Below are 21,692 nucleotides of genomic sequence, written 5' to 3'. Positions count from 1 at the left end.
TGGTGCGCGGGGTTAGGCGGCGCGGGCGGCGCGCTGGCCCCAGGCGTCGGCGAGGAGGCGGTGTGACTCGAGGCGGTCGGCGTGGTGGTGGGTGATGCTGGTGACGAGGAGTTCGTCGGCGCCGGTGACGCGTTGCAGCGCCGCGAGCCGCTCCACGACAGTGCTCGGCGCGCCGACGAATTGGGATGCCAGGCGATCGGCGACCAGGCGGTGCTGCTCCGGCGTGAGCGGGGCGGCGGTGGCCGGATCCAGGTAGTCGGCCGCACCGGCGCCGCTGCGGATGCTGTGCACCCAGTGGCCGTAGCTGGACGCGTGGTGCTGCGCGGTCGCGTCGTCACCGGCGACGACCACGTCGGCCGAGATCACCACGTACGGTTCGGCCAGCTGTGCGGAGGGGCGGAAGGCGGCACGGTAGGACTCGACGGCGTCCAGGGCGGTGCCGGGCGACACGTGGTAAGCCGCCGCGAACGGCAGTCCGAGCTGCCCGGCAAGCACCGCGCTTTCCCCGCCCGAGCTGCCGAACAGCCACACCTCGACCTGTGCGCCCTCACCCGGAACGGCATGCAGCGCAACGCCGTCCTTGCTCACGAAGTGGCCGCCGAGCAGCGCGCGCACCTCGTCGACCTGTTCGGCGAAGTCCAGCGGCTGCGCGCCCTCCTGCTGCAGCGCGGCGGCCGAGGCGAGGAACTTCGACCGGTCCGTGATCCGGCCGGGATCGAACGGCGGCGGCACCACCACGCCGTCCCTGATCTCGGTCCGCCCGGTGGCGGTGTCGACCTTGGGGTGGCTGCCCTTCGAGTGCGACGGCTCCGATCCGTACTGGCTGCGCCGGTGACCGGATCGCCCGAGCCCGAGGTCGAGCCGGCCGGGATACAGCGCGTCGATGGTGCCGAACGCCTCGACGATCGACGCCGACGTGTGGTGGCCGACCTGAACGGCCGCCGACCCCACCCGAATTCGCGAGGTGGCCGCCGCGACCAAGCCGATCAGGGTGATCGACGAGGAACTGGCCACCGAGACAAAATGATGTTCGGCCAGCCAATAGCGGTGGTAGCCCCACTGTTCCGCGTGCTGGGCGAGATCGATGGTGTTGCGCAGTGCCTGCTGCGCGGTCGACCCGGCGCTGATCGGGGACAGGTCGAGGATCGAGAGTGGCACGGTCATGAATTCCTCCCCAGCCGTGGATGCTGCTCGCCCGCCTCGATCGCCACGCGCAGCCGGTTCTGCGCGGGCGCGAGCGGGCAGGTCGCGAAATCGGTGAAGGCGCAAGGCAAGTTGGCCGCGCGGTTGAAGTCGAGGCGTACCGTGCCGTCCGCGTCCGGTGCGCCGACGGCGAGCGCGCGTGCCGCAGGGTAGGTGGTGATGCCGCTGGTCGCATCGGTGAACAGCAGGCGAAGGTCGCTCGGATCGCCGAACGCGACGACCTGCTCGGTGGCCTCGCCGATGGTGAATTCGATGGTGCCGGAGGCGGTGTGGTGGTGTTCGAGTCCGTCGACCACAGCACCGGTGGTCACCGTGGTCTGCTCGTCGAACGGGGTGAACCGGCCGGTTACCACCCAGCGCGGATCCGGTGCGTAGGTGGGAATGCCGTCGAAACTCGACAGTGTCGGCGCGGCGGGATCGTGCACGCGCACGGCGTACCGACCGGTGCGCCGGATCACCTCCAGCACCCGATGTTCGTGCAGCACAGTGAGTCCCGGCGCGCCCTCCACGGGCTTGATGATCTGTACGCCCGCTATGCGCGTGCCGTCGAACTCCAGCCGATCGGCGGGCTGCGCGGTGATGAACACCTTGTCGTCGGTGACCCACCAGGTGCCCGGCACGTCCGGCAGCCGCTCGGGTTGGTCGGTGAGCCAATGCAATCCGGTCAGGCTGAGGAAGCCGAGCGGGTCACGCAGCTGGTCCTCCCTGGCGTGCTGCCAGTGCGCCCACTCGGTTTCGAAAACGGTACTGATGCTTGTCGTCATGACGCTCGTGCTCCTTCGTGGGCGGTGGTGTGCTGGTGCGGATGGCGCAGCCCGAGATGTTCACGCAGGGTCGCGCCGGTGTATTCGGTGCGGAAACTGCCGCGCTGCTGCAGTTCCGGGACGACCCGGTCGACGAATTCGTCCAGCCCGGCCGGGGTGAGATGCGGGACCAGGATGAAACCGTCACTGGCGTCGGACTGGACGTAGGTGTCGATCTGCTCGGCCACCGCGGCGGGCGTGCCGACGAACTGCTGGCGCGCGGTGACCTCGATGATCAGCTCACGGATGCTGAGGTTTTCGGCCGCGGCCTTGGCCCGCCAGGCGTCGGCGACCTCGCGCGGGTCCTTGGCGTGGCGCACCCGGCCGCGGGTGATGGTGACATTGTCGGTCGGTTCGACGTCGGGCAGCGGACCGTCCGGGTCGTAGCCGGAAAGGTCACGGCCCCAGACCTGTTCGAGGAAGGCGATGGCGGTCTGCGGGCCGACCTGCTGGCGCCGGATATGGCGAGCACGCTCCTCGGCGTCCTGTGCGCTGTCGCCGAGCACGAAGGTGGCCGCGGGGAGGATCTTCAGCTCGTCCGGCGTCCGGCCGTATTTCGCCAACCGCCCCTTGACGTCGGCGTAGAAGCGTTGTCCCGCTTCGAGCGTGCCGTGGCCGGTGAAGATCGCGTCGGCGGCGGCCGCCCCGAACTCGCGGCCGTCGTCGGAATCGCCCGCCTGCAACAACACCGGATGCCCCTGCGGGCTCGGCGGCAGCACGAAACGTCCCGCGATATCGAATTGACCACCGCGATGGCGGGTTTCGGGGATCTCGCGGGCGAACACCCCGGCCGCCCGATCGACCACCAGGGTGTCGGCGGCCCAGCTGTCCCACAGCTTGCGAGTCACCTCGACCACCTCGGCGGCGCGCTGGTAGCGCTGGGCATGTTCGAGATAGCCGCCGCGGCGGAAGTTTTCGCCGGTGAACGCGTCGGAGGAGGTGACGACGTTCCAGGCGGCGCGACCACCGGACAGGTGGTCCAGCGAGGCGAACTGCTTGGCCAGCTCGAACGGCTCGTTGTAGGTGCTGTTGATGGTGCCCGCCAGGCCGAGCTTGTCGGTCACCCCGGCCAGCGCGTTGAGCACCGTGAAGGTGTCCGGCCTGCCGACCACGTCGAGATCGTGGATGCGCCCGAGGTGTTCGCGCAGCCGCAGCCCCTCGGCGAGGAAGAAGAAGTCGAACAGGCCGCGCTCGGCGGTCTTCGCCAGGTGCACGAACGACTCGAAATCGACCTGGCTCTTGGACGCCGGGTCGGCCCAGACGGTGGTGTTGTTGACGCCGGGGAAGTGGGCGGCGAGATGGATCTGCTTGCGTGGTTTGCCGGTCACGACGGCGTACCTTCCTGGATCGTGGTGGTGTCGGCGTAGCGGCTGAGTGGCCGCGGCAAGCCGAGCCGGTCGCGTAACGTGCCGGCGGACCGGGGATTCCGGGCCAACGCGGCGAGGTGGGCAACGGTCGCCGGCGTCGCGAGCGGGCGGAGCACGACACCGTCGGCCGCACCGGAAGCGCCGATGGCACCGAGCAATTCGCGCAGCGTCGCCGGAGTTCCGAGGTGGCGCAGGCTGGTCGGGGTGGCCGCCGGGGTCCATTGATCCAACTGGGCCACCTCATCTCGCACCGTGCCCGGTGTATCGGCCAGATGGACTTCGACATCCAGCAGAATTCGCACGGCGTCGGGATCGCGGTCTGCGGCTCGGATGGCCGTCCGCAGCGCCGTGCGCAAGACCCGCGCCGCGTCGAGATTGCTTGCGGCGACACGGATCAGGTCTCCACGACGCACCGCGACACCCGTGCTCGCGTCGGCATCGGCCCGCACCGCGACGACCGACTGCCCCTGTGGGGAGCGCGGCGTGATCGACGGCCCCTGCACCGAGAAGTTGTCCCCGGCAAAGTCGATGTAGTGCAGCTTGTCTCGATCGATGAAGCGTCCGGTGGGCACGTCGCGGATCTCCGCATCGTCCTCCCAGCTGTCCCACAGCCGGGTGACCACCTCGATCGCCTCGTCCGCCTCATGCCACAGCGACACCGCGTCCTGTTCGCCCTTGCGCCCGAATGCCCGTGCCTGCTCCACACCTTCGGATACGGTGACCTCCCAACCGGCGCGCCCGAACGAGGCGAAATCGAGACTCTGGATGGCCTTGGCCAGATGGAACGGCTCGGTGTGGGTCACGGCGGCCTGCGGCAGCAGACCGATGTGCCGAGTCGCCGCCGCCACCCTGGCGGCGATCGCCACCGCGTCGAGCCTGCCCCGCGCGACACCGGGTCCACCGGGCTGCAGCCCGAACGAGTCGGGCACGAATACCGCGTCGACACCGGCCTTTTCGGCCGCGGTGACCGCGTCCACCCAATACTCGCCGGTGAACAGATCCTCGGCCCGGGAGTCGTCGCGCCGCCAGGACGCCGGGTGAATTCCGGTCCCGGCGAGTTCCAGGCCGAGGAAGAACTCGGATTCGGCCATCAGTAGGTTTCCTTCCAGTCGAGGCACTGCCGCGCCGCCGGGTGCACACCCGCGGCGTCGGGCGCGAAGAAGAACGCGTGCTGCCACAGATCGGTGGCCGCGGTGCGCTGGGGCGCCTGCAGATGCGTGCGCCACCAGCGCTTCGCCCTGGTGGGCAGCGAACCCCGCTCCGGCCTGCTCCGGCAGTGCGCGGGCCGGTCGGTGCGGACGAGTATCCGGCTGTGCCGATAGGTCGATTCCGGCATCAGGATGGTCCTTTCGCGACGGCGGGGGCGGGGATGGCCGACAGCAGCTCGCGGGTGTACTCGTGCTGCGGGTTGTCGAAAATAGCGGCGGTCGGCCCGGATTCGACGATGCGACCGCGCCGCATGACGGCGACGTGATCGCTGATGCGGCGGACCACCGCGAGGTCGTGCGAGATGAACAGGTAGCTCAGCGACAGTTCGGCCTGCAGCCGGTCGAGCAGCTGCAGGATCTGCGCCTGCACCGAGGCGTCGAGGGCGGAGACCGGCTCGTCCAGCACCAGCAGGTCCGGGTGCAGGGCGAGCGCGCGGGCGATGGCGATGCGTTGCCGTTGTCCGCCGGACAGTTCGGCGGGGCGGCGCTGCGCGAAATGCGCGGGCAGCGCCACTTGGTCGAGCAGTTCGGCGACGCGTGCCTGCCTGGCCGCGCGGTCGCCGACTCCGTACGCGCGCAACGGTTCTTCGATGGTCGTGCCGACCCGCCACCGGGGATCCAGTGAGGAGTACGGGTTCTGGTACACCACCTGGAACCGCTTGCGCAGTGCCCGCAGTCGAGTGCCGCGCACGCGGGTCAATTCGTGCCCGTCGAAGGTGACCCCGCCGCTGTCGGGCTCGGTGAGCCGCAACGCGATTCGCGCCGTCGTCGACTTACCCGAGCCGGATTCGCCTACCAGCGAAAGGGTTTCGCCGCGGCCGAGCTCGAACCCGACCCCGGCGACCGCCGTCACCGAACCACCGGCCTGCGCGCGGAACCGCTTGTGCACCTCGCGCAGCGCCAGCAGCGGCGCGCCCTCGCGTGGCTTGGGCGTCCGATAGGCGCCTGCGGGAGCGAGACTCGGCGACGCGGCGAGCAGCCGTTTGGTGTACGGATGCCGAGGTTCGGCAAGCACTGTCGCCGTCGGTCCGCTCTCCACGATCTCGCCGCCGTTCAGCACGACGATCCGATCCGCGCGCTCCGCGGCCACCGCGAGATCGTGGGTGATCAACAGCACCGCGGTGCCCTTGGCCGCGATCTGGGCTGCCAGCTGATCGAGCACCCGCCGCGCCACCGTGGCGTCCAGCGCGCTGGTCGGCTCGTCCGCGATCACCAGGTCCGGTCGGCAGGCCAGCGCGGACGCGATGAGCACCCGCTGCCGTTGCCCGCCCGAAAGTTCATGGGGGTACTGCACTTCCCGCAGTTCCGGGCGGTCCAGGCCGGCCTCGGCCAGCAGCTCGATCGCGCGCTCGCGCGCCGACCGTTTGTCCGCCAGGCGATGCACCAGCAGCGACTCGGCCACCTGATCGCCGACGCGCCGCACGGGATTGAGCGACAACCCGGGATCTTGCGGGACGAACCCGATCCGCGCGCCGCGCAGCCGCTGCAACGCCCGGTCGGACCGGATGTCGATGACGTGCCCGTCGAACGCGATCGTCCCGCCGGTGATGTCGGCGTTCGCCCCGAGCAGGCCGATCACCGCCTGCGCGAGAGTGGACTTGCCGGAACCGGATTCACCGACCAGCGCCACCACTTCACCGCGGGACACACTGAGCGAGACACCGGCCAATGCGTTGACGTCGCCGGAATCGGACCGATAGCGCACGCACAGGTTGTCGACCCGCAGCAGCGGACCTGATTCCGGCCCTGCGGTTTCGGCGCGCGACGGCGCGTCGGTGGGTGCCGCGCGCGGCGAAGAAGCGGTGGTGGTCATCGGCTATTCGTTCCTTCCTACGGCGCGCCCGAGGCGCTGGGCGGCCACGACGACCGCGACGATGACCAGTCCGGGGAGGGTGGTCATCCACCAGGCGGTGGCGAGATAGTTGCGGCCCTCGGAGATGAGCGAACCCCACTCGGGGGTGGGCGGTTTCGCGCCGTAACCGAGGAAGCTGAGGGCCGAGATGGAGAGCACGGCCATGCCGAATTCGACGGCGGCCAGCGCGAGCACCGGCTGGTAGGAGTTGGGCAGCACGTGCCGCAGCAGCACCGTGTACCAGCGGACGCCCGAAGCCTGCGCCGCCTCGACGAATACCGCGTGCCGTACCCGCAAGACCTCCGATCGCATCACGCGCGCGAAGTTGGCGACGAGTGAAACACCCACCGCGATCGCCACATTCCGGGTGCCGAAGCCGAGCGCGGTCACCAGCGCCAGCGACAGCAGCAGCGCCGGAATCGAAAGCAGCACATCGACGACGCGCATCACGGCGGCGTCGACGATGCCACCGGCCGCCCCCGACAGCAGGCCGAGCACCGACCCGGTGACCAGCGCGATGCCCACCGCGGCGAGCGTGGCGGTCAGCGAGAGCCCGGCGCCGTGCACCATGCGCGTGTACAGGTCGCGGCCGAGATTGTCGGTGCCGAACCAGTGCTGCGCACTGGGACTGTGGAACTTCTGCGCGGGCACCCCGACCAGCGGATCGCCACTGGCGAAGACCGACGGGAACAGCGCCCAGCCGACCGCGAGCAGCACCACCACGCCGGACAGGACCAGTACCGCGTTGTCGCGCAACCACTTCCACCGCAACACCGGTGTGCGCAGGCGCGGCACCGTGCCGCGCCGTTCATCGATGACGTCAACCATGAATTGCCACCCCTTCGGCAGTGCCGCCGATCCGATCCCCGGTCTCCTCGTCCGCGGCCGCCCGGCGCGATCGGGTGACGATGCGCGGGTCGAGCAGCGGATACAGCAGGTCCACCGCGAGATTCACGGTGACGAAGACGACCGAGGTGAGCAGGACGATGCCCTGCACCACCGGAATGTCCTGGGCCAGTACGGCGGTCTGGGTGAGACGACCGACACCCTGACGGGCGAAGACCGTCTCCACCACCACCGATCCGGCGAGCATGTTGCCGACCAGCACCCCCGCGATCGTGAAGGTGGGCACGCTGGCCGGGCGCAGCACGTGCTTGCGCTGCACCCACCAGCGCGAACCGCCCTTCGACAGCGCCACATCGACGTATGGCTGCCGCCAGGTCGAGGCCAGCCCGGCGGTCAGCACCTGAGCGATCACCGCGCCGATGGGTAGCGCGAGAGTCAACGCGGGTAGCACCGTGCCCGCGAACCCATGACCGCCGAAGGCCGGAACCAGCCGCAACCGGAACGAGAACAGTTGCAGCAGTAGCAATCCGGTCCAGAAGGTCGGCACCGACACCCCTAGTGAAGGGAGGGCGGTCAGTGCGGTGCGCAGCCACGGACGGCGGGTGTACGTCGAGGCGAAGGCCAGTGCCACCCCGCCGACGGTCGCGAAAACCAGGGCGAGCCCGGCCAATCCGAGCGTCCCGGGCAGCGCGTCGCCGATGGCACCGGTCACCGGCTGCCCGGTCGCGATCGAATGCCCGAGATCGCCGCGCACCGCGTGCCCCAGCGCGGTCCAATACTGTTCCCACAGCGAACGATCCAGCCCGTAGCGGGCCTGCAGCTCGGCGATGGCGGCCTTGTCCACCGGTGTGCCCGTCCCGGCTCCGTCGGCCGCGATGGAGATCGGGTCGGCGGGCAGCAGGTAGAGCACCACGAAGGAGATGGTGAAGGCCGCCCACAGCACCCAGAGTGCTTGCAGGACTCGCAGAGCCAGATAGCGCGCCACGGTTACCGCCCGCTCAGCCAGGTGTCGAAGAACTGCAGGCGCGCCGACGCCTCGAACTTCAGATCCTGGGTGGCGCCGGCGGCGCCGATGGCCTGGGACAGCTCCACCGTCGGAATCAGCAGCCCGGCGTCGAGCACCTGCTGCTGCGCGGTGTGGATCAGGCCGTTGCGGATACCGGTGTCGGTGGTGCTCAGCTGTCCGTTCAGCGCCTCATCGAGTGCCGGGATGGGTTCGCGCGCATTGAGATTGCGACCGTCCAGGCCGAACGAGGTGCGCAGGATGTCCCCGTCGGCGCGGGTGGTGTTGCCGTAGCTGCTGTCGAAGTCCTTCGTGTTCTGCCGTGCCGTGGTCTCGGCCGCCGACACCAGATCCAGCTTCAGTTCGACCCCGACCTGCCGCAGCTGCTGCTGCACCAGCTCGATGATCGCCTGATTGCCCGCGAATACCTGGCTGAAGAGCACCGAGAAGGACAGCCGCTCACCGTTCTTCGCCCGGATGCCGTCACCGCCGGGCGCCCAGCCCGCTTGGTCGAGAATGCCGCGGGCCTTCGCCGGGTCGTAGGCCAGCCGCGCCGAAAGATCCTGGTAGCCGGGCGTGCTGCTGGCCAGCGAGCTGGTCGCGGGCTTGAACTGCGGCCCGAGCACGGTGTCCACCAACTGCTTTCGATCGATCGCGGGCAGCAGGGCCTGGCGCACTGCGGGATCGCGCAGCGGTCCGCGGGTCACGTTGGTCTGGAAGCCGAACGGCACACCGGGATTCGCGGTGCTGAGCACCCGTCCGCCCGCGGCCTCGAGCTGTGGCGCGTCTTGCGGCAGCGCGTCGCTGATGGCGTCGAGTTGACCGGACGCGAGACTGCCGGTGCGCACGCCGGATTCGGGCACTACGGTGAATTCGATCTTGTCCAGGTACGCCTCGCCGCGATGCGCGAACACCGCCGAACCCCACTGGTACCCACCGCGCTTGGTCAGCGTCACCGACGCGTCCTGGCGGTAGTTCGCGTAGGTGAACGGCCCGCTGGCGATATTGTCGCCGAGGCAGCGCTGCTCGGCGGGCTTGGCGGTGGTGGCGTCGGCCAGAATCCCGAGCTGGGCGGTCGAGGACGCTTGCAGGAACTGCGCATTGGGCTTGCTGAACTCGACCCGTGCGGTCAATTTGTCCACCGCGGTGGTGCCGACATAGTTGGTGAGGTAGCTCGAGGCCAGCGCCGCCTTGGCCGAGCCGAGCTTGATGACCGAATCGAAGGTCTTGCGCACGGAGTCCGCGGTGAGCGCCGTGCCGTCGCTGAAGGTGACGCCATCGGTCAGGTGGAAGGTGAACACCTTCGCGTCCGGCGTGACCTCCCAGCTCTGCGCGAGCCACGGCTTCAGCTCACCTGTCTTCGGATCCTGGTCGGTCAGCGAATCGACGATCTGCCGTGTCACGTACAGCGTTTGGTTGGTGGCCGCCTGCGCAGGGTCCGAGCAGGTAGGCGCCTGTGAGAGGCCGTAGCGCAGGGTGCCGCCCGGCTTCGGCGGTCCGGCGTCGCCGCCGGGTGCGGCCGAATCGGTGCCGCAGGCGGCCACGGTGGTGGCCGCGGCGAGGGCGCCTGCCAGCACGGCGATTCGGTGGCGGGTTCGGATCACGGTGTAACTCCAGATGTTTCGGTGCGGACGAGTTCGTCACGCGGATCGAGCTCGGCGCCAGTGGCCAACGGGCGGCTGGGAATTCGGCGGCGCAGCTCCGGCACCACCTCGGTCTGGAACAGCGCGAGGCTGTCCAGGTAGTCGATCTCGGGGCGGCCGTCCCGCTCGGCGGACAGGTGGATCACCTCGTGACCGAACTGCTCGTGCTGCCTGCCGACCTTGTCGATCACCTGCTCCGGGCTGCCGACCAGCGCCGAACTGCGGGTGACGAAGTCGTCCAGGGTCTCGAACACCACCGGCAGGCCGAGCTTGCGCGCCAACACGAGTCGCGCTTCGAAGATCGGCCGGTAAGTCGCGAGGGCCTGCTGGGAGCTGCGGGCGACATGGAATCCGGCGGTGCCTGCACCGACCAGCGCGTCGGCCGGGTTGTGCCCGTAGAACTCCCAGCGCTCCCGATAGTGGCGGACCAGTTCGGCATACGGCTCGATCGGATTGGTGACATTCGCCGAGAACAACGGATCACCGTGGCGCGCGGCGAGTTCCACCGAGTCGCGGCTGGTCGCACTGCCGTGCCAGATCCGGATCTTCGGCTGCCACGGCCGCGGCAGGGCCTTGGCGTTGCGCAGTTCCGGCCGGAACCGGCCCGACCAGGTGACGCTGTCGCTGGCCCACAGCGCCCGAAACAGGTCGTAGCCTTCGCGATTGCGGTCCCACTGATCGTCGGTGGTGACGTGGAACAGCTCGGCCTGCGCGGTCCCGTTGCCCTTGCCGATGATCAGCTCCAGGCGGCCGCCGGACAGATTGTCCAGCGTCGAGTAGTCCTCGAAGGCGCGCACCGGGTCGAGCAGGCTCAGCGTGGTGACCGCCGTGAACAATGTGATGCGCGAGGTCACCGCGGCGATGTGGCTGAGGATCACCGGCGGCGCGGCGGACAGGAACGGATCCTCGTGCCGCTCACCGACGGCGAAACCGTCGTAGCCGAGATCCTCGGCCAGCCTGGCCTGTTCGACGACGTTGTGCAGTCGCTCCCTGGTGCCGGGCAGGCGGCCGGTCGTCGGATCGGGCACCCGGGTGACGAGGGTGAACAGTAGGAACTTCATGCGCTTGCTCCCAGTTCGTCGGTGCCGGCGGGCAGATGCTTCTCGAAGGGGTGCGGACCGAGTTCCTCGGCGGGCACGGTGGGGTCGTAGAGCGCGGTGTATCCGGCGGCCAGGTAGAGGCCGACGGCCTCGGGCTGGCGCGGACCGGTGGTCAGGTAGATCCGCCGGTAACCGCGCCGCGCGATCTCGGCTTCGAGCTGTTCGAGCACGAACAGGCCGAGTCCCTGCCTGCGGTGTTCGCGCGAGGTCCAGATCCGCTTGAGCTCAGCGGTTTCCGCGTCGTAGCGCTGGAACGCGCCGCCCGCCACCGCCTCGCTGTCCCGGGTGACGACCAGTAGCGCGCCGTGCGGCGGCGCGAATTCCGTTGCCGGATAGTCACGTAGCGCCGCGTGCAGCTCGCCGGGGCTGCGGCCGTAGCGGGCGCTGTATTCGACGGCGAGCTCGGCCAGCAGTGGCGCGGCCAGCGGATCGTCCTGCGCTACCTGATGAACTCGCAGGCCGGGTGGCGAAAGTTGCTGGGTCACCGGATCACCGCTGCTTCGGTAGGCCGGGCGGATTGATCCGCGACTCGGTGACCTGCTCGGTCTTCAGGCCCCAGCGATCGATCACCTGCTGATAGGTGCCGTGCTGGATGGCGTGGTTCAGCGCGTGCTGGACCGCGGTGATCAGCCCGTTGTTCTTCTTGGTGAGCACCGCGATCTCGCCCTGCAGTGCGTCGCCCGCACCGGAGAAGGTGGCGAGGATCTTGGTCTGGTTCGCGGTGGCGGAGTGGTAGATCGCGGTCGGGTTCGGGCCGATGTAGCCGTCCAGCCGCTGCGAGGCGAGCGCCAGGTAGTAGTCGCTGGTCTGCTGGAAGTAGGCGATGTCGATGGGCGCCAGGCCCTCCGCGCGGTTCTGCTCGTTCCACTTCACCAGCAGCTGCTCCTGGTTGGTGCCGCTGCCGACGCCGATCCGCTTGCCCGCCAGGCTCTTACGATCCTGGTATGCGAGGGTGCTCTGCTTGGGTACCTCCAGCGCGACGGTGTCGTTGCGGTAGGTGGCGAAGTCGTACTTCTCCTTGCGCTCCTCGGTCACCGTCACGTTGCCGATGAAGGCATCCACCTCGCCGGAATCGATGCGCACGAAGTTCTGCGCCCAATCCGCCACCTGCAGTTCGAGTTTCAGGCCGAGGATGTCGGCGACCAGCGCGGCGATATCGACCTCGGAGCCGACCACGGTCTTGTCGTCGTCGGCGTAGAAGCGCAGCGGCGGTGCGGTGCCGGACGCGCCGGTCACCACCAGGGTGCCGCGGTCCCGAATGGCCTGCGGCACTTCGGCGGCGATGCTGTCCACCTTGGTGGTGTGCACCCGGCCGGTCTGGGCGGCGGAGAGGTCGAAGGTGATCGCACCGGCGGGCTGGGCCGCGGACTCCGCTTCGGGATCGGTGCAGCCGGTGGCCAGCAGTACGACCGCGGTCGCGGCGGCGGTGGCCAAGGCGGAGAGCTTCATCGGAAACCTGTTCATCAGCGGACTCGGGAAAGGAACGCGCGAGTGCGCGGGTGTTCGGGATGGTCTAGGACGACTTCGGGCGGCCCCTGCTCGACGATGGCGCCCGCATCGAGAAACACCACGGTGTCGGCGATCTCGCGGGCGAAGCCGATCTCATGGGTGACGATCACCAGTGCGGTGCCGCCGTGCGCGAGGTCGCGGATCACGTCGAGGACCTCGCCGACGAGTTCGGGATCCAGCGCGGAGGTGGGTTCGTCGAACAGGATCACGCGGGGGCGCAAGGCAAGTGCCCGCGCGATCGCGACGCGTTGCTGCTGCCCACCGGAGAGCCTGCGTGGGTATGCGTCGGCCAGTGCGCCGATGCCGACCCGGTCCAGCAGCACCCGCGCCTCGGCCTCGACCTCGTTGCGATCCCGGCGCTGCGCGGAAAGCGGTGCGATGGTGACGTTGTCGAGCACGGTCAGATGCGGGAACAGGTTGAACTGCTGGAAGACGAACCCGATGCGGGAGCGCTGCCTGCGCACCTCACGGTCGGGCAGCGCGTGCAAGGTGTTGCGGCGCAGTCGATATCCGATCAGCTCACCGTCGATGTGCACGGTGCCCGCGTCCAGCGACTCCAGGTGGTTGACCACTCGCAGCAGCGTGGACTTGCCGGAACCGGACGGGCCGATCACCGTGACCACCTCGCCGGAGCGCACGGTCAGATCGACGCCGCGCAGCACCTCGTGCGGGCCATAGGCTTTACGGACGCCGCGGACTTCGACGGCGAGTGCGGTGGTCATCGGGTCGCTCCTCGCGGTGCGGTGGAACCGGATTCGGCGATCTCGCGCAGCTTCTGCCAGGCCCGCTGCGTCGGCGAGGGCGGTGGCGTGCGCTGGGTGCCCTTGGCATAGTGGCGCTCGATGTAGTACTGCGCCACCGAGAGCACGGTGGTGAGCACGATGTACCAGGCGGTGGCGACCAGCAGCAGCGGCACCACCCGGCCGTTGCGGCCGTAGATCACCTGGACCTGGTAGAACAGCTCCGCGATCGCCATCACCGACACGATCGAGGTGCCCTTGAACAGGCTGATCACCTCGTTGGTCGCATTGGGCAGGATCGAGCGCATGGCCTGCGGGACCACGATGGAGCGGAACTGGCGCACCTTCGGAATACCCAGCGCGGCAGCGGCTTCCAGCTGACCGGCGTCGACGGAGATGATGCCCGCGCGGATGATCTCGGCCGAGTATGCCGCCTGATGCAGCGCCAGGCCGATCACCGCCGCGGTGAATCCGCTGATCACGCCGTTCACCTCGAAGGTGAAAAACGAAGGACCGAACGGGATTCCGAGCGACAGCGTGTGGTACAGGTAGGCGATGTTGAACCAGAACAGCAGCTGCACGATGAGCGGAATCGATCGGAACGCCCAGATGTAGCACCACGAGATGACCCGAAGCACCGGATTGTTCGACAGCCGCGCGATGGCCAGCGCGGTGCCGAGCAGGAAACCCAGGGCGGTACCCCAGGCGGTGAGTTCGAGGGTCACCTTCAGCGAGGCCAGCACCGACTTCGCGGTGATGTACTTCGCGAAAGTCGGCCAGTCCCAACCGGGATTGGTGACCAGACCGTGGATGAACTGGGCGAGCAGGATGAGCGCGACGGCGCTGATCACCCAGCGCCACGGGTGCCGGGTCTTGGCGACCGTCGGCGCGGAATCGCCTGCGCCGGCGGCGGATCCGTCCGGCACCGGGTCGAGCGCGGTGGCACGAGTCTCGGTAGCGACCGGTTCGCCGTCGGTGGCGTCGGGGACAGCGGTGGCGTCGGGTGCGGTGGACGCGGTCATGACTGCGCCTCGTCGGCGCTCGGCTCCGTCATGACTGCAGCTGGGCCTGGTGTTCGCTCGCTGCGCTCACGCATGGTCGGGGTCCTTCGGAAGAACGAACGAGACCGCGCCACCTCGGGCCGCGGTCACATCACCCGGCCAGCGACGGGTGCAAGAGACTGGCTGCGGGTCAGCCCCGACAGCTCGCGGACGTCACTTTGCATTGGTCGATATGCCGGCGGCCCCAACGGGCGCCTCGGACAGCGGAGATGATCACTTCGGTTCCTCCATCGGTCCCGGCGGAAGCACCCGCACCCGGTGAGCCGGGGGGTTGCTGCGACGTCGACGAGCCAGGTCTCTCGGTCGCTCTGGATGGTTGTCGCCGATCCGGACACCGGATGATGTCAGGGTCGAGCCGAATTATCATGCCCAGCAGGGGAACCCTTGGGCAAGGGAAGTAATCACCGTGAGCGTAGCTATTGTCTCGGCCCGGTTCGCCGGGTATTTCCGATAGCCGGACATGCGCTGGCTCAGCCTGATCGACGGCGGCCTGTCGAGTGTCGACTTCGTGGGGCGGGCGCTCACCTACTCGGGCGGCTCCGCCGGGAAGCAGCATACGGCTTATCGCAAGCCTCGATGTGCGGACCCCGGGAACTCGCCGTCAACCAGGAGCCGCCGCCGACCATCGATGACACGCCGAGAGCTTGCCGCAGGCAATACGGCCAGTTCACGGCGTTTGCCGGAGTACCGTCAGCCTTCGATTCGCGTCGACGATGAGAAGAGGTCTCCATGGCCGTACCGCGCCGTCTGACCATGCTGTCCGCTGCCGCGACCTGCGCGGTCGCGCTGGCGCTCGCCGCCCCCGCCGCGGGCGCGACGCCGACGCCGTCCGCAGCGGCCCCCGTCCCACCCGGTCCCACCCAGACCGGAACCGTCGCGCCGGGCGACCTGTTCGGCGTCTACAACACCGCGATCGACGGCCTGCGCGCGTTCGGTATGCAGCCGTTCCTCTACCCGACCGCGGCCGCGTACTGCCTCAACGGCAACTCCCTCGGTCTCGCCCCGGCGGTGGCCGGCGCGGTGCCGGGCCCGTGGCCCAAGACCTCGGTCACCATCCCCGGACTCGACCTGTCCGCCGTCAAGGCCGGACAAACCATGTTCACCTTCGTCCCCTACGGCCTGAACCAGGACGGACCGGATACCACCGGCATGCAGGTGGCTTGGCTGAACGTGACCAGCGGCCGCGGCGGCCTCGCCTCGATGGGTCCGCTGTCCAGCATCCTGCGCGCGATGGTCCCCGCCGAAGTCCCGATCGCCTTGCGGCCCATCGCCGAACGCGCCATCCAAGACTTCTTCTTCGCCGCCCTGCCGATGGGTGGCGTGCGGGCCGTGCCCGTCGACACCGGGCAGGGCACGGTGCTCGCCGCGGTCTTCGGGACCGTCGAGAACGGCGGCAAGTCCTGCTTCTTCCTGCCCACCGTGGGGATCACCGAGGTTCCGTAGGAGCTTGCGCGATGCCGACTATGGTGCGAGCGCAGCCTTTTCAAGTCAGCGCGCCTGGTCGATGGGCGGGAGGCTGCGTCCTACCTTGCTACGCCCTCTCATTGCCGAGCGCTCGACCCTTCCAGCGCAGCGCGCCGCGTCGTCGGGCGCGGTGGGAGCGTGCCCACAGCAGTAAGTAGGCGACTACCGAGAACGGGTGGGCCAGGGCCGCAAGGACATCGGTGAGGGAGAGCGGTCGGCCGGTTTCAGTGGAGCGTGCCAGCAGCCTGCCGGTGACGGCCGCCGTGTAGCCGAGGGCACCGGCACGGCGGACGGCCCCGCGACCGCCTGCCGCCGCCAAGGGCGGGACCCAATAGGCCAGGGCGGCAAATGTTCCCACGGCGGCTCCGCCCGCGATGGTGCCGCCGTACGCGGACCACAGCCAGCGGGTGTATCCGGCGTCGAGTTGAGCAGCGCCCTCGTACATTCGAGTGCTCGCCATGCGGCCCGCAGCGACGAGGGTGGTGGGTTGTCCTGCCCGGCGCAGTGTTCGGGCGATGTCGAGGTCTTCGGTAGCGCTGGCGGCCACCGCGGTGTGCCCGCCGACGGCGCGGTAGGCGGCGGTGTCGAACACCAGAAACTGGCCGCAGGCAACGGAAGTCGACGGCCGCAGGCTCCGATTGGCCAGCGCGATCGGCAGCGTGGCCGCCCAAGACCAGCACAGCAGCGGCTGCACCAAGGTCTCGGCCATCGACTCGGCCCGTTGCACAGGCCACGGTGACACCAACGCGACTCGCTGCCTGCGTAATTCGGTGACGGTCGCGGCGACCGCTCCCGGTGCCAGCCGCACATCCGCGTCCACGAATACCAGCACCGGCGTATCCACCGATTCGGCCAATCGCGCACACGCGGCGGCTTTGCCGGTCCATCCGGGCGGTGGTTCGGTGTCGTTGCGCAACACCGTGATTCGCGGATCCCCACCGGCCGCATCGATCGCGGTCCCATAAGTCTCATCGCCCGACGCGTCATCGAGAATCACGACACTCAGCCGCGAGACTCCGCGCTGCGCCCGCAGATCCGCGATCAACCCGGGCAGCCGCGCGGCCTCGTCACGAGCCGGAACACACACGGTGACCGGCTCGATCACCTCGACCGTGGTGTCCACCAGCTGCCGCACGGTAACCCGGTTGTAGAGCGCGATCCCAGCGCCCAGCACCGAGATTCCGGCTCCACACCGCACCGCCTGCGCCATTCGGCTCACGGAACTCGGCTGCGGCACAACGGCTCAGCGGCTCTGTTTGACCGTTTTCCACCAGCGGCTCCAGGACAGGCCGGTGGGGGCGCCCGGTGCGGGCGGATTGCGGTCCATGAAGGCCATCGCGGCGACGATGGCCGCGACGGCGAGGGTGATGCCGCCGACGATGCCCGCCCAGCCCGCGAACGAGCGGGTATTCGGGTCGGCGTAGCTGACCTCGGCGCGCAACGTGGAGACGTCGCCGGCGGGCAGCTTCCAGGAGACGATGTTGTCGCCCTCGCGATTGCCGTTGGTCTTGGCGACGCGGGCCGGGAACGCGATGGTGAACTGCACGTCGGAGCCGTGCGGCGGCACCGATTTCAGGTCGACGCGCCCGGTCAGGCTCACCAGGTCACCGGCGCGCTGGAACTGCATCTGGAACATGCCCTGGGTTTGCTCGGACAGCTGACCGAGCTGGCCGACCTCGCCGAACGACATGTCCTCGAAGAACACCTGGCTGCCGACGTACCCGTCCTGCGAATAGGGCTCGATGCGCACCTTCGCGGCGAGCGAGTCGGGCGCCTTCAGCTGCGGCCCCTTGTCATTGGCCTCGGAGGGCACGACCGCGGCGACGATCCGCCCGGACACGCGGTCGTTGGACGAAACGCCCATCGATACCTGCACGCGCAGGCAGCCCGCGAGCAGGGGTACCAGCAACGCCGCAAGCAGGACCGCCGCGGCGACACGCGCTCCAGGGCGGGGCGTCCGCGGCGACGGTAGTACCGGGGCATCGGGCATCGTGGTGATGGGACTCGGCTGCACGGGGACATCGTGCCAGGCCATCCGTCCAGATGCCCACGCGACGGGCGGAAGCAGGCCCGCGATGTGTCTCCGCTAGCCCGCCTGCGCGGGTTGCCGACGGCAAAAGTAGAGGTGACGCAGCAGCGGGAGGCCCAGAACAGCCAGCCCGACGCCGCCGTAACAGGCCGAAATCGGCAGACCCAGAAACACCGCGTGCGCGAGTGCGGAGCCGAGCCAGGTCCACAGAAAAACCGCCACCGGCACCGCGACCGAGCCGGAATTCGGCGCAACGGTGTCCAGCCCTGCTGACGAATTCACCGGAATATCCAGCCCCACTGACACGGGAATCGTGCGCGCCAAGACGGTCAGCAGCACACCCATGAGCAATGCCACCGTGAGCCAACCGAGATAGTTCGTGATCGGAATCTCGGCGAGGCCGGGCAGGCCCGAGTCGGTGTCGCACCAGCTCCACTGCCCATCGGCGACCATCTGCGGATCCAGAAAAAGATCCCAGCCGACCGCGCCCACCGCCAGCAGACCGATCCGCGACACCGCCCGCCGGGTGAGCAGCCCGGCCACCACCCACACCGGATACAACCCGCCGGTCCACGCCAGCGGAACCACCAGCGGCACTCCACTGAGCGCGGGCCCCAGCCGATCCACCGCGTACTCGTAACACCCGAACGGCACGCCCGTCGCGGTACCGACGACCTCGGCGGCCAACCCGAGCCCCGACACGATCACCAAAAACCCGGCCGCATAACGAATCCCACGCGTAGCCGCCGCATGCGCCAACGCCGTACCCGCCGAAAGCAGCACAACCGCCACCGTGACCCGATCCCGCCCAACGCCATGCGCCAGCGGATAGGCGATCTGCACGAGCACCAGCGCCACCGCCAACACAGGCGGCGCACACCACCGCACCGTCCCACGTGCGGCACCCCTCTTCACAGCGGCACGCCTTCTGATTCCTCGCACCTGAAATCGCATGCCAATCCCGGTGCGGGAAATCGGAAAGCGTGCGGCTGTTCCGTCATCGCCTGCGCAGCAGCGGGAATCGGTGGCGGCGGAGGTCGCGCAGGGCGAGGTTGGCGGCGCTACGGCCGCTGGCGCCGGAGACGCCGCCGCCGGGATGGGTCGACGCGCCGGTCAGGTACAGGCCCGGTGCGCCGGGCACGCGTTGGCCGGACAGTTCCGGCAGCGGTCGCCAGAGCATCATCTGATCCAGCGACATCTCCACGTGCATCACATTGCCGCCCAGCAGCCCCATCTCCCGCTCCAGATCGACCGGTGTCTGCACATGCTTGCGCAGCACCGAATCGGCGAATCCCGGTGCGTAGGAGTCCACTTCGGCGATGATGCGGTCGCCCTCCCGCTCGGCGTGCTCGGCCCAGTCGCTCCCGTCGGCCAAGCGATACGGATGCCACTGCGCCCACAGCGACAGCTGATGCTCGCCGGGCGGCGCGATACTCGGGTCCACCGCGCTGAAACTCATCGCGAGCACGACCGGCCGCGGCGGCAGCTCCCCGGCCGACGCGGCCCCGTGGGCGAGCCGGAGCTGCCGCCGGTCGGACACGAGAAACTGGAGGCCACGGGCGGATTCGTCGACCGAGCTGCCCGGATAGTTCGGCAACGACCGCGTCGCCACCCGCACCACCATGCCGATACCCGGTCCGATCCGAATGCGCCGCCTCCAGTCGTCGAGCACGGCGGCGTCGAATCCGCCCTCGCGCAACAGATCCAGGGTGGTCAGCACGTGCGAGCCCGCGATAACGGTGTCGGCGTGCAGGTTTCGCCCCGCTGCGGTGCGCACCCGCCAGCCGTCCCCGTCGCGCCGCAGCGCGGTCACCGCGTCACCCGCCGTCACCACGCCGCCGTCGGCGCGCAGCCGCTCGACGAGCGCGGCGGACAACGCGCCACTGCCGCCGACCGCACGTCCCGGCGGCAGCGTGTGCATGAGCGCGGCGAACCCCACCATCGGCGCGGTGCCCGGCTCCGACATCGGCGGACCGGACTGCGCGCCGAACCAGGCCAGCGACGCCTTGAGTCGTTCGTCCTGAAAGTACGTGTCCAGCAACGCGTCCCCGGACTGCAGGAACTCCCGCGACAACGCGCTGCCGCCGTCCTTCGCGTCCAGCCCCCAGAACGAGCGCAGCAACCGGCCCGGCGTCGGTCCGCCGCCGAACGCGCGCATCACGCGCGCGCTCCGCGGCCCCCACACTTCGACAAATCGCCGATACGCCACCGCATCCCGATCACCACAGGCGGCCGCGATCGACGCGCACGTGGCATCCAGATCGCGATGGAACACCAGCGGCGCGCGCCCGTCTCTGGCGGGTGTGAAACCCCAAGGGTCGCAATCGATGTACCGCAGCCCGAAGCGAGCGAGCTCCAGCTCCTCGATGATCCCGGTGTGCCGCACCATGATGTGCGCGGAGGACCCGCGATCGACCAGATGCCCGGGAAACCGTTCGACCGTCGACACCGCCCCGCCGAGCACCTCGTCGCGTTCCAGCACCTCCACTGGATGCCCGGCCCGCGCGAGATAACAGGCGGCGACCAGCGCATTGTGGCCGGAACCGACCACGACGACCGTCACGTGACCCTCGCCACGACACCCCGGGGGGCCAGAAGCGTTGGGCGACAGGGCACAGCCCTCACAGCGGCAGCCGCCGTCCGAGAATGGCGAACGGCCGATTGTCACCGGCGAACACGAAATTCCGCACCACGTCGGTGAATTCCTGCCGCCGATACAGCCGCCAGGCCCGGTTGTCTTCCCCGGCCACCTCCGGGGTGGACAGCAGCACGGCCTTCTCCGGCCGATCGCGCAGCAGCCGTTCCAGCAGCGTGCCGCCGATGCCGAGCCCCTGCGCCGACGGGTGCACGTGCAGCTCGGTCAGCTCGAAGTAGTCCGAAAGTAGTTCGCGCGTCGAATGTTCCGGCCAGCCGGAGCGCCGCATCCCGCTGTGCACCTGCTGGTGCCACCACTGGTGCGCGGCACCGCGGTAGCCGTAGGCGATCGCCACGATCGGCGACGAGCGTAGGTCGACGTGCCCCGAATCGTCGGGGACCACCGCGGCCACGGCCTGCCAGCCGGGACGGGTGGTGTGCTCGGTCCACATCGGCGCGCGATGGTGTTCGGTGCCGCGCGGATAGTCCATCGCCGCGACATACACCGCCAGTGCATCGTGCAGCCGGGAGCGCAGTGCCGCGACGGAGAGGTCGACGACGACAGGTGCGGGGGTGTGATTGGGCTTGACGGCGGTCATGGCTCTCGTCGGGTCCACAGCGGGCGCGGAAGTTTGTCGGTGGGCGTCTCTATATTCAATCTCAATTCAAACGTTCGAATACTTGTTCGGTCACACTAGGCGGTGTTGGCTCCAGGTATGCGATGGCGGAGGGACTCCGAGATGTCTGGTCGGGTCGAACATCCGGGACAGCCCGGTCGAGCGGGCAAACTGCTGCAACGGGCCGATGGCCTGCTGATGGAGGCGGCGGGGGAGCGGGACCCGCGCGAGCGGTTCCGCACCGCCTATTTGGCCGCTTTGCGTGGTGCCGGCGCGGTGATCGCACTCACCGGCGCCGACCACGCGCCGCGGGCTCGTTCGCGTAACGCTTGGGTGCTGATGCAATCCGCCGCGCCCGAGTTCGTCATGTGGGCCGATTACTTCAGCGCGCGCTCGGAGACCAGGGCCGCACTGGAGGCCGGACTCGATCGGGACATCGACAAAGACGAGGCCGACGAGTTCTATTCGCGGGTAGGAGCATTCCTGCACGACGTCGAAGATCTCCTTACCGCATCGGCTCGGTTGCGCCCCGCACCGGGGTGGACAAACGGCATGACCGGATAGTGACCGGCGGCACGCCCACATAGTTATGGGCGACTAGGTGGTACGGCCC

The 21,692-nt window shown here is 69.2% G+C and carries 21 protein-coding genes and 1 riboswitch; of the genes, 2 read left to right on the top strand and 19 right to left on the bottom strand.

The window, feature by feature from the left end:
• Positions 1–12 precede the first annotated feature (12 nt).
• Genes ABZ942_RS14585 through ABZ942_RS14520 form a run of 14 tightly spaced genes read right to left on the bottom strand, consistent with a single transcriptional unit; the run spans position 13 to position 14,296 of the window.
• Positions 13–1,164, bottom strand: coding sequence for an LLM class flavin-dependent oxidoreductase (locus ABZ942_RS14585; protein WP_357381977.1), 1,152 nt, complete (start codon positions 1,162–1,164; stop codon positions 13–15).
• The gene (locus ABZ942_RS14580; RefSeq protein ID WP_357381975.1) at positions 1,161–1,967 is read right to left on the bottom strand and encodes a DUF1684 domain-containing protein; all 807 of its coding nucleotides are present in this window, start codon (positions 1,965–1,967) and stop codon (positions 1,161–1,163) included. The genes ABZ942_RS14585 and ABZ942_RS14580 overlap by 4 nt, the downstream gene beginning before the upstream one ends.
• Positions 1,964–3,334, bottom strand: coding sequence for an NtaA/DmoA family FMN-dependent monooxygenase (locus ABZ942_RS14575; RefSeq protein ID WP_357381973.1), 1,371 nt, complete (start codon positions 3,332–3,334; stop codon positions 1,964–1,966). The genes ABZ942_RS14580 and ABZ942_RS14575 overlap by 4 nt, the downstream gene beginning before the upstream one ends.
• On the bottom strand, positions 3,331–4,464 hold the full coding sequence (locus ABZ942_RS14570) for an LLM class flavin-dependent oxidoreductase (protein ID WP_357381971.1): 1,134 nt from the start codon (positions 4,462–4,464) through the stop codon (positions 3,331–3,333). Before ABZ942_RS14570 ends, ABZ942_RS14575 begins: the two co-directional genes overlap by 4 nt.
• Positions 4,464–4,709 carry a hypothetical protein gene (locus ABZ942_RS14565; protein ID WP_357381969.1) on the bottom strand — a complete coding sequence of 82 codons (246 nt, stop codon included), beginning with the start codon at positions 4,707–4,709 and terminating at the stop codon, positions 4,464–4,466. Before ABZ942_RS14565 ends, ABZ942_RS14570 begins: the two co-directional genes overlap by 1 nt.
• Positions 4,709–6,394 (bottom strand): ABC transporter ATP-binding protein, encoded by a 1,686-nt coding sequence (locus ABZ942_RS14560; protein WP_357381967.1) that lies wholly within the window; start codon positions 6,392–6,394, stop codon positions 4,709–4,711. The genes ABZ942_RS14565 and ABZ942_RS14560 overlap by 1 nt, the downstream gene beginning before the upstream one ends.
• 3 nt (positions 6,395–6,397) lie before the next feature.
• The gene (locus ABZ942_RS14555) at positions 6,398–7,261 is read right to left on the bottom strand and encodes an ABC transporter permease (RefSeq protein WP_357381965.1); all 864 of its coding nucleotides are present in this window, start codon (positions 7,259–7,261) and stop codon (positions 6,398–6,400) included.
• Complete coding sequence (locus ABZ942_RS14550) at positions 7,254–8,264, bottom strand: ABC transporter permease (RefSeq protein WP_357381963.1); 1,011 nt, start codon at positions 8,262–8,264, stop codon at positions 7,254–7,256. The genes ABZ942_RS14555 and ABZ942_RS14550 overlap by 8 nt, the downstream gene beginning before the upstream one ends.
• A gap of 2 nt (positions 8,265–8,266) precedes the next feature.
• Positions 8,267–9,886: an ABC transporter substrate-binding protein gene (locus ABZ942_RS14545; protein ID WP_357381961.1), complete on the bottom strand. Its 1,620-nt coding sequence runs from the start codon at positions 9,884–9,886 to the stop codon at positions 8,267–8,269.
• Positions 9,883–10,986 carry an LLM class flavin-dependent oxidoreductase gene (locus ABZ942_RS14540; RefSeq protein ID WP_357381959.1) on the bottom strand — a complete coding sequence of 368 codons (1,104 nt, stop codon included), beginning with the start codon at positions 10,984–10,986 and terminating at the stop codon, positions 9,883–9,885. Before ABZ942_RS14540 ends, ABZ942_RS14545 begins: the two co-directional genes overlap by 4 nt.
• The gene (locus tag ABZ942_RS14535; protein WP_357381957.1) at positions 10,983–11,510 is read right to left on the bottom strand and encodes a GNAT family N-acetyltransferase; all 528 of its coding nucleotides are present in this window, start codon (positions 11,508–11,510) and stop codon (positions 10,983–10,985) included. Before ABZ942_RS14535 ends, ABZ942_RS14540 begins: the two co-directional genes overlap by 4 nt.
• Before the next feature lie 4 nt (positions 11,511–11,514).
• A complete protein-coding gene (locus ABZ942_RS14530) occupies positions 11,515–12,474 on the bottom strand; it encodes an ABC transporter substrate-binding protein (protein ID WP_357381955.1) in 960 nt (319 codons plus the stop codon).
• Positions 12,475–12,488: 14 nt separating this feature from the next.
• Positions 12,489–13,256 (bottom strand): amino acid ABC transporter ATP-binding protein, encoded by a 768-nt coding sequence (locus tag ABZ942_RS14525; RefSeq protein ID WP_357381953.1) that lies wholly within the window; start codon positions 13,254–13,256, stop codon positions 12,489–12,491.
• Positions 13,253–14,296: an amino acid ABC transporter permease gene (locus ABZ942_RS14520; protein WP_357381951.1), complete on the bottom strand. Its 1,044-nt coding sequence runs from the start codon at positions 14,294–14,296 to the stop codon at positions 13,253–13,255. The genes ABZ942_RS14525 and ABZ942_RS14520 overlap by 4 nt, the downstream gene beginning before the upstream one ends.
• Before the next feature lie 263 nt (positions 14,297–14,559).
• Positions 14,560–14,654, bottom strand: a riboswitch (SAM riboswitch).
• Between the two features lie 410 nt (positions 14,655–15,064).
• On the opposite strand from ABZ942_RS14520, the gene ABZ942_RS14515 reads away from it, so the two are divergent.
• Entirely contained in the window at positions 15,065–15,778 is a 714-nt protein-coding gene (locus tag ABZ942_RS14515; RefSeq protein WP_357381949.1) for a hypothetical protein, read from the top strand.
• Positions 15,779–15,866: 88 nt separating this feature from the next.
• Here ABZ942_RS14515 and ABZ942_RS14510 read toward each other — a convergent pair whose 3' ends face one another.
• The 5 genes from ABZ942_RS14510 to ABZ942_RS14490 all read right to left on the bottom strand — a co-directional run bounded on the left by ABZ942_RS14510 (position 15,867) and on the right by ABZ942_RS14490 (position 21,061).
• The gene (locus ABZ942_RS14510) at positions 15,867–17,009 is read right to left on the bottom strand and encodes a glycosyltransferase family 2 protein (protein ID WP_357381947.1); all 1,143 of its coding nucleotides are present in this window, start codon (positions 17,007–17,009) and stop codon (positions 15,867–15,869) included.
• A gap of 33 nt (positions 17,010–17,042) precedes the next feature.
• Positions 17,043–17,789, bottom strand: coding sequence for a DUF3153 domain-containing protein (locus ABZ942_RS14505; protein WP_357383156.1), 747 nt, complete (start codon positions 17,787–17,789; stop codon positions 17,043–17,045).
• 96 nt (positions 17,790–17,885) lie between these two features.
• Positions 17,886–18,743, bottom strand: coding sequence for a carotenoid biosynthesis protein (locus ABZ942_RS14500; protein ID WP_357381945.1), 858 nt, complete (start codon positions 18,741–18,743; stop codon positions 17,886–17,888).
• Positions 18,744–18,825: 82 nt separating this feature from the next.
• Entirely contained in the window at positions 18,826–20,391 is a 1,566-nt protein-coding gene (locus tag ABZ942_RS14495) for an NAD(P)/FAD-dependent oxidoreductase (protein WP_357381943.1), read from the bottom strand.
• A 58-nt stretch (positions 20,392–20,449) separates the two neighbouring features.
• The gene (locus ABZ942_RS14490) at positions 20,450–21,061 is read right to left on the bottom strand and encodes a GNAT family N-acetyltransferase (RefSeq protein ID WP_357381941.1); all 612 of its coding nucleotides are present in this window, start codon (positions 21,059–21,061) and stop codon (positions 20,450–20,452) included.
• A gap of 141 nt (positions 21,062–21,202) precedes the next feature.
• Between ABZ942_RS14490 and ABZ942_RS14485 the strand changes: the two genes are divergently transcribed.
• A complete protein-coding gene (locus ABZ942_RS14485; RefSeq protein ID WP_357381939.1) occupies positions 21,203–21,643 on the top strand; it encodes an SAV_6107 family HEPN domain-containing protein in 441 nt (146 codons plus the stop codon).
• Positions 21,644–21,692: the final 49 nt, after the last annotated feature.

The sequence above is a fragment of the Nocardia sp. NPDC046473 genome (genome assembly GCF_040645995.1).
Lineage (GTDB): Bacteria > Actinomycetota > Actinomycetes > Mycobacteriales > Mycobacteriaceae > Nocardia.
This window is presented reverse-complemented; position numbering and strand designations above follow the sequence as displayed.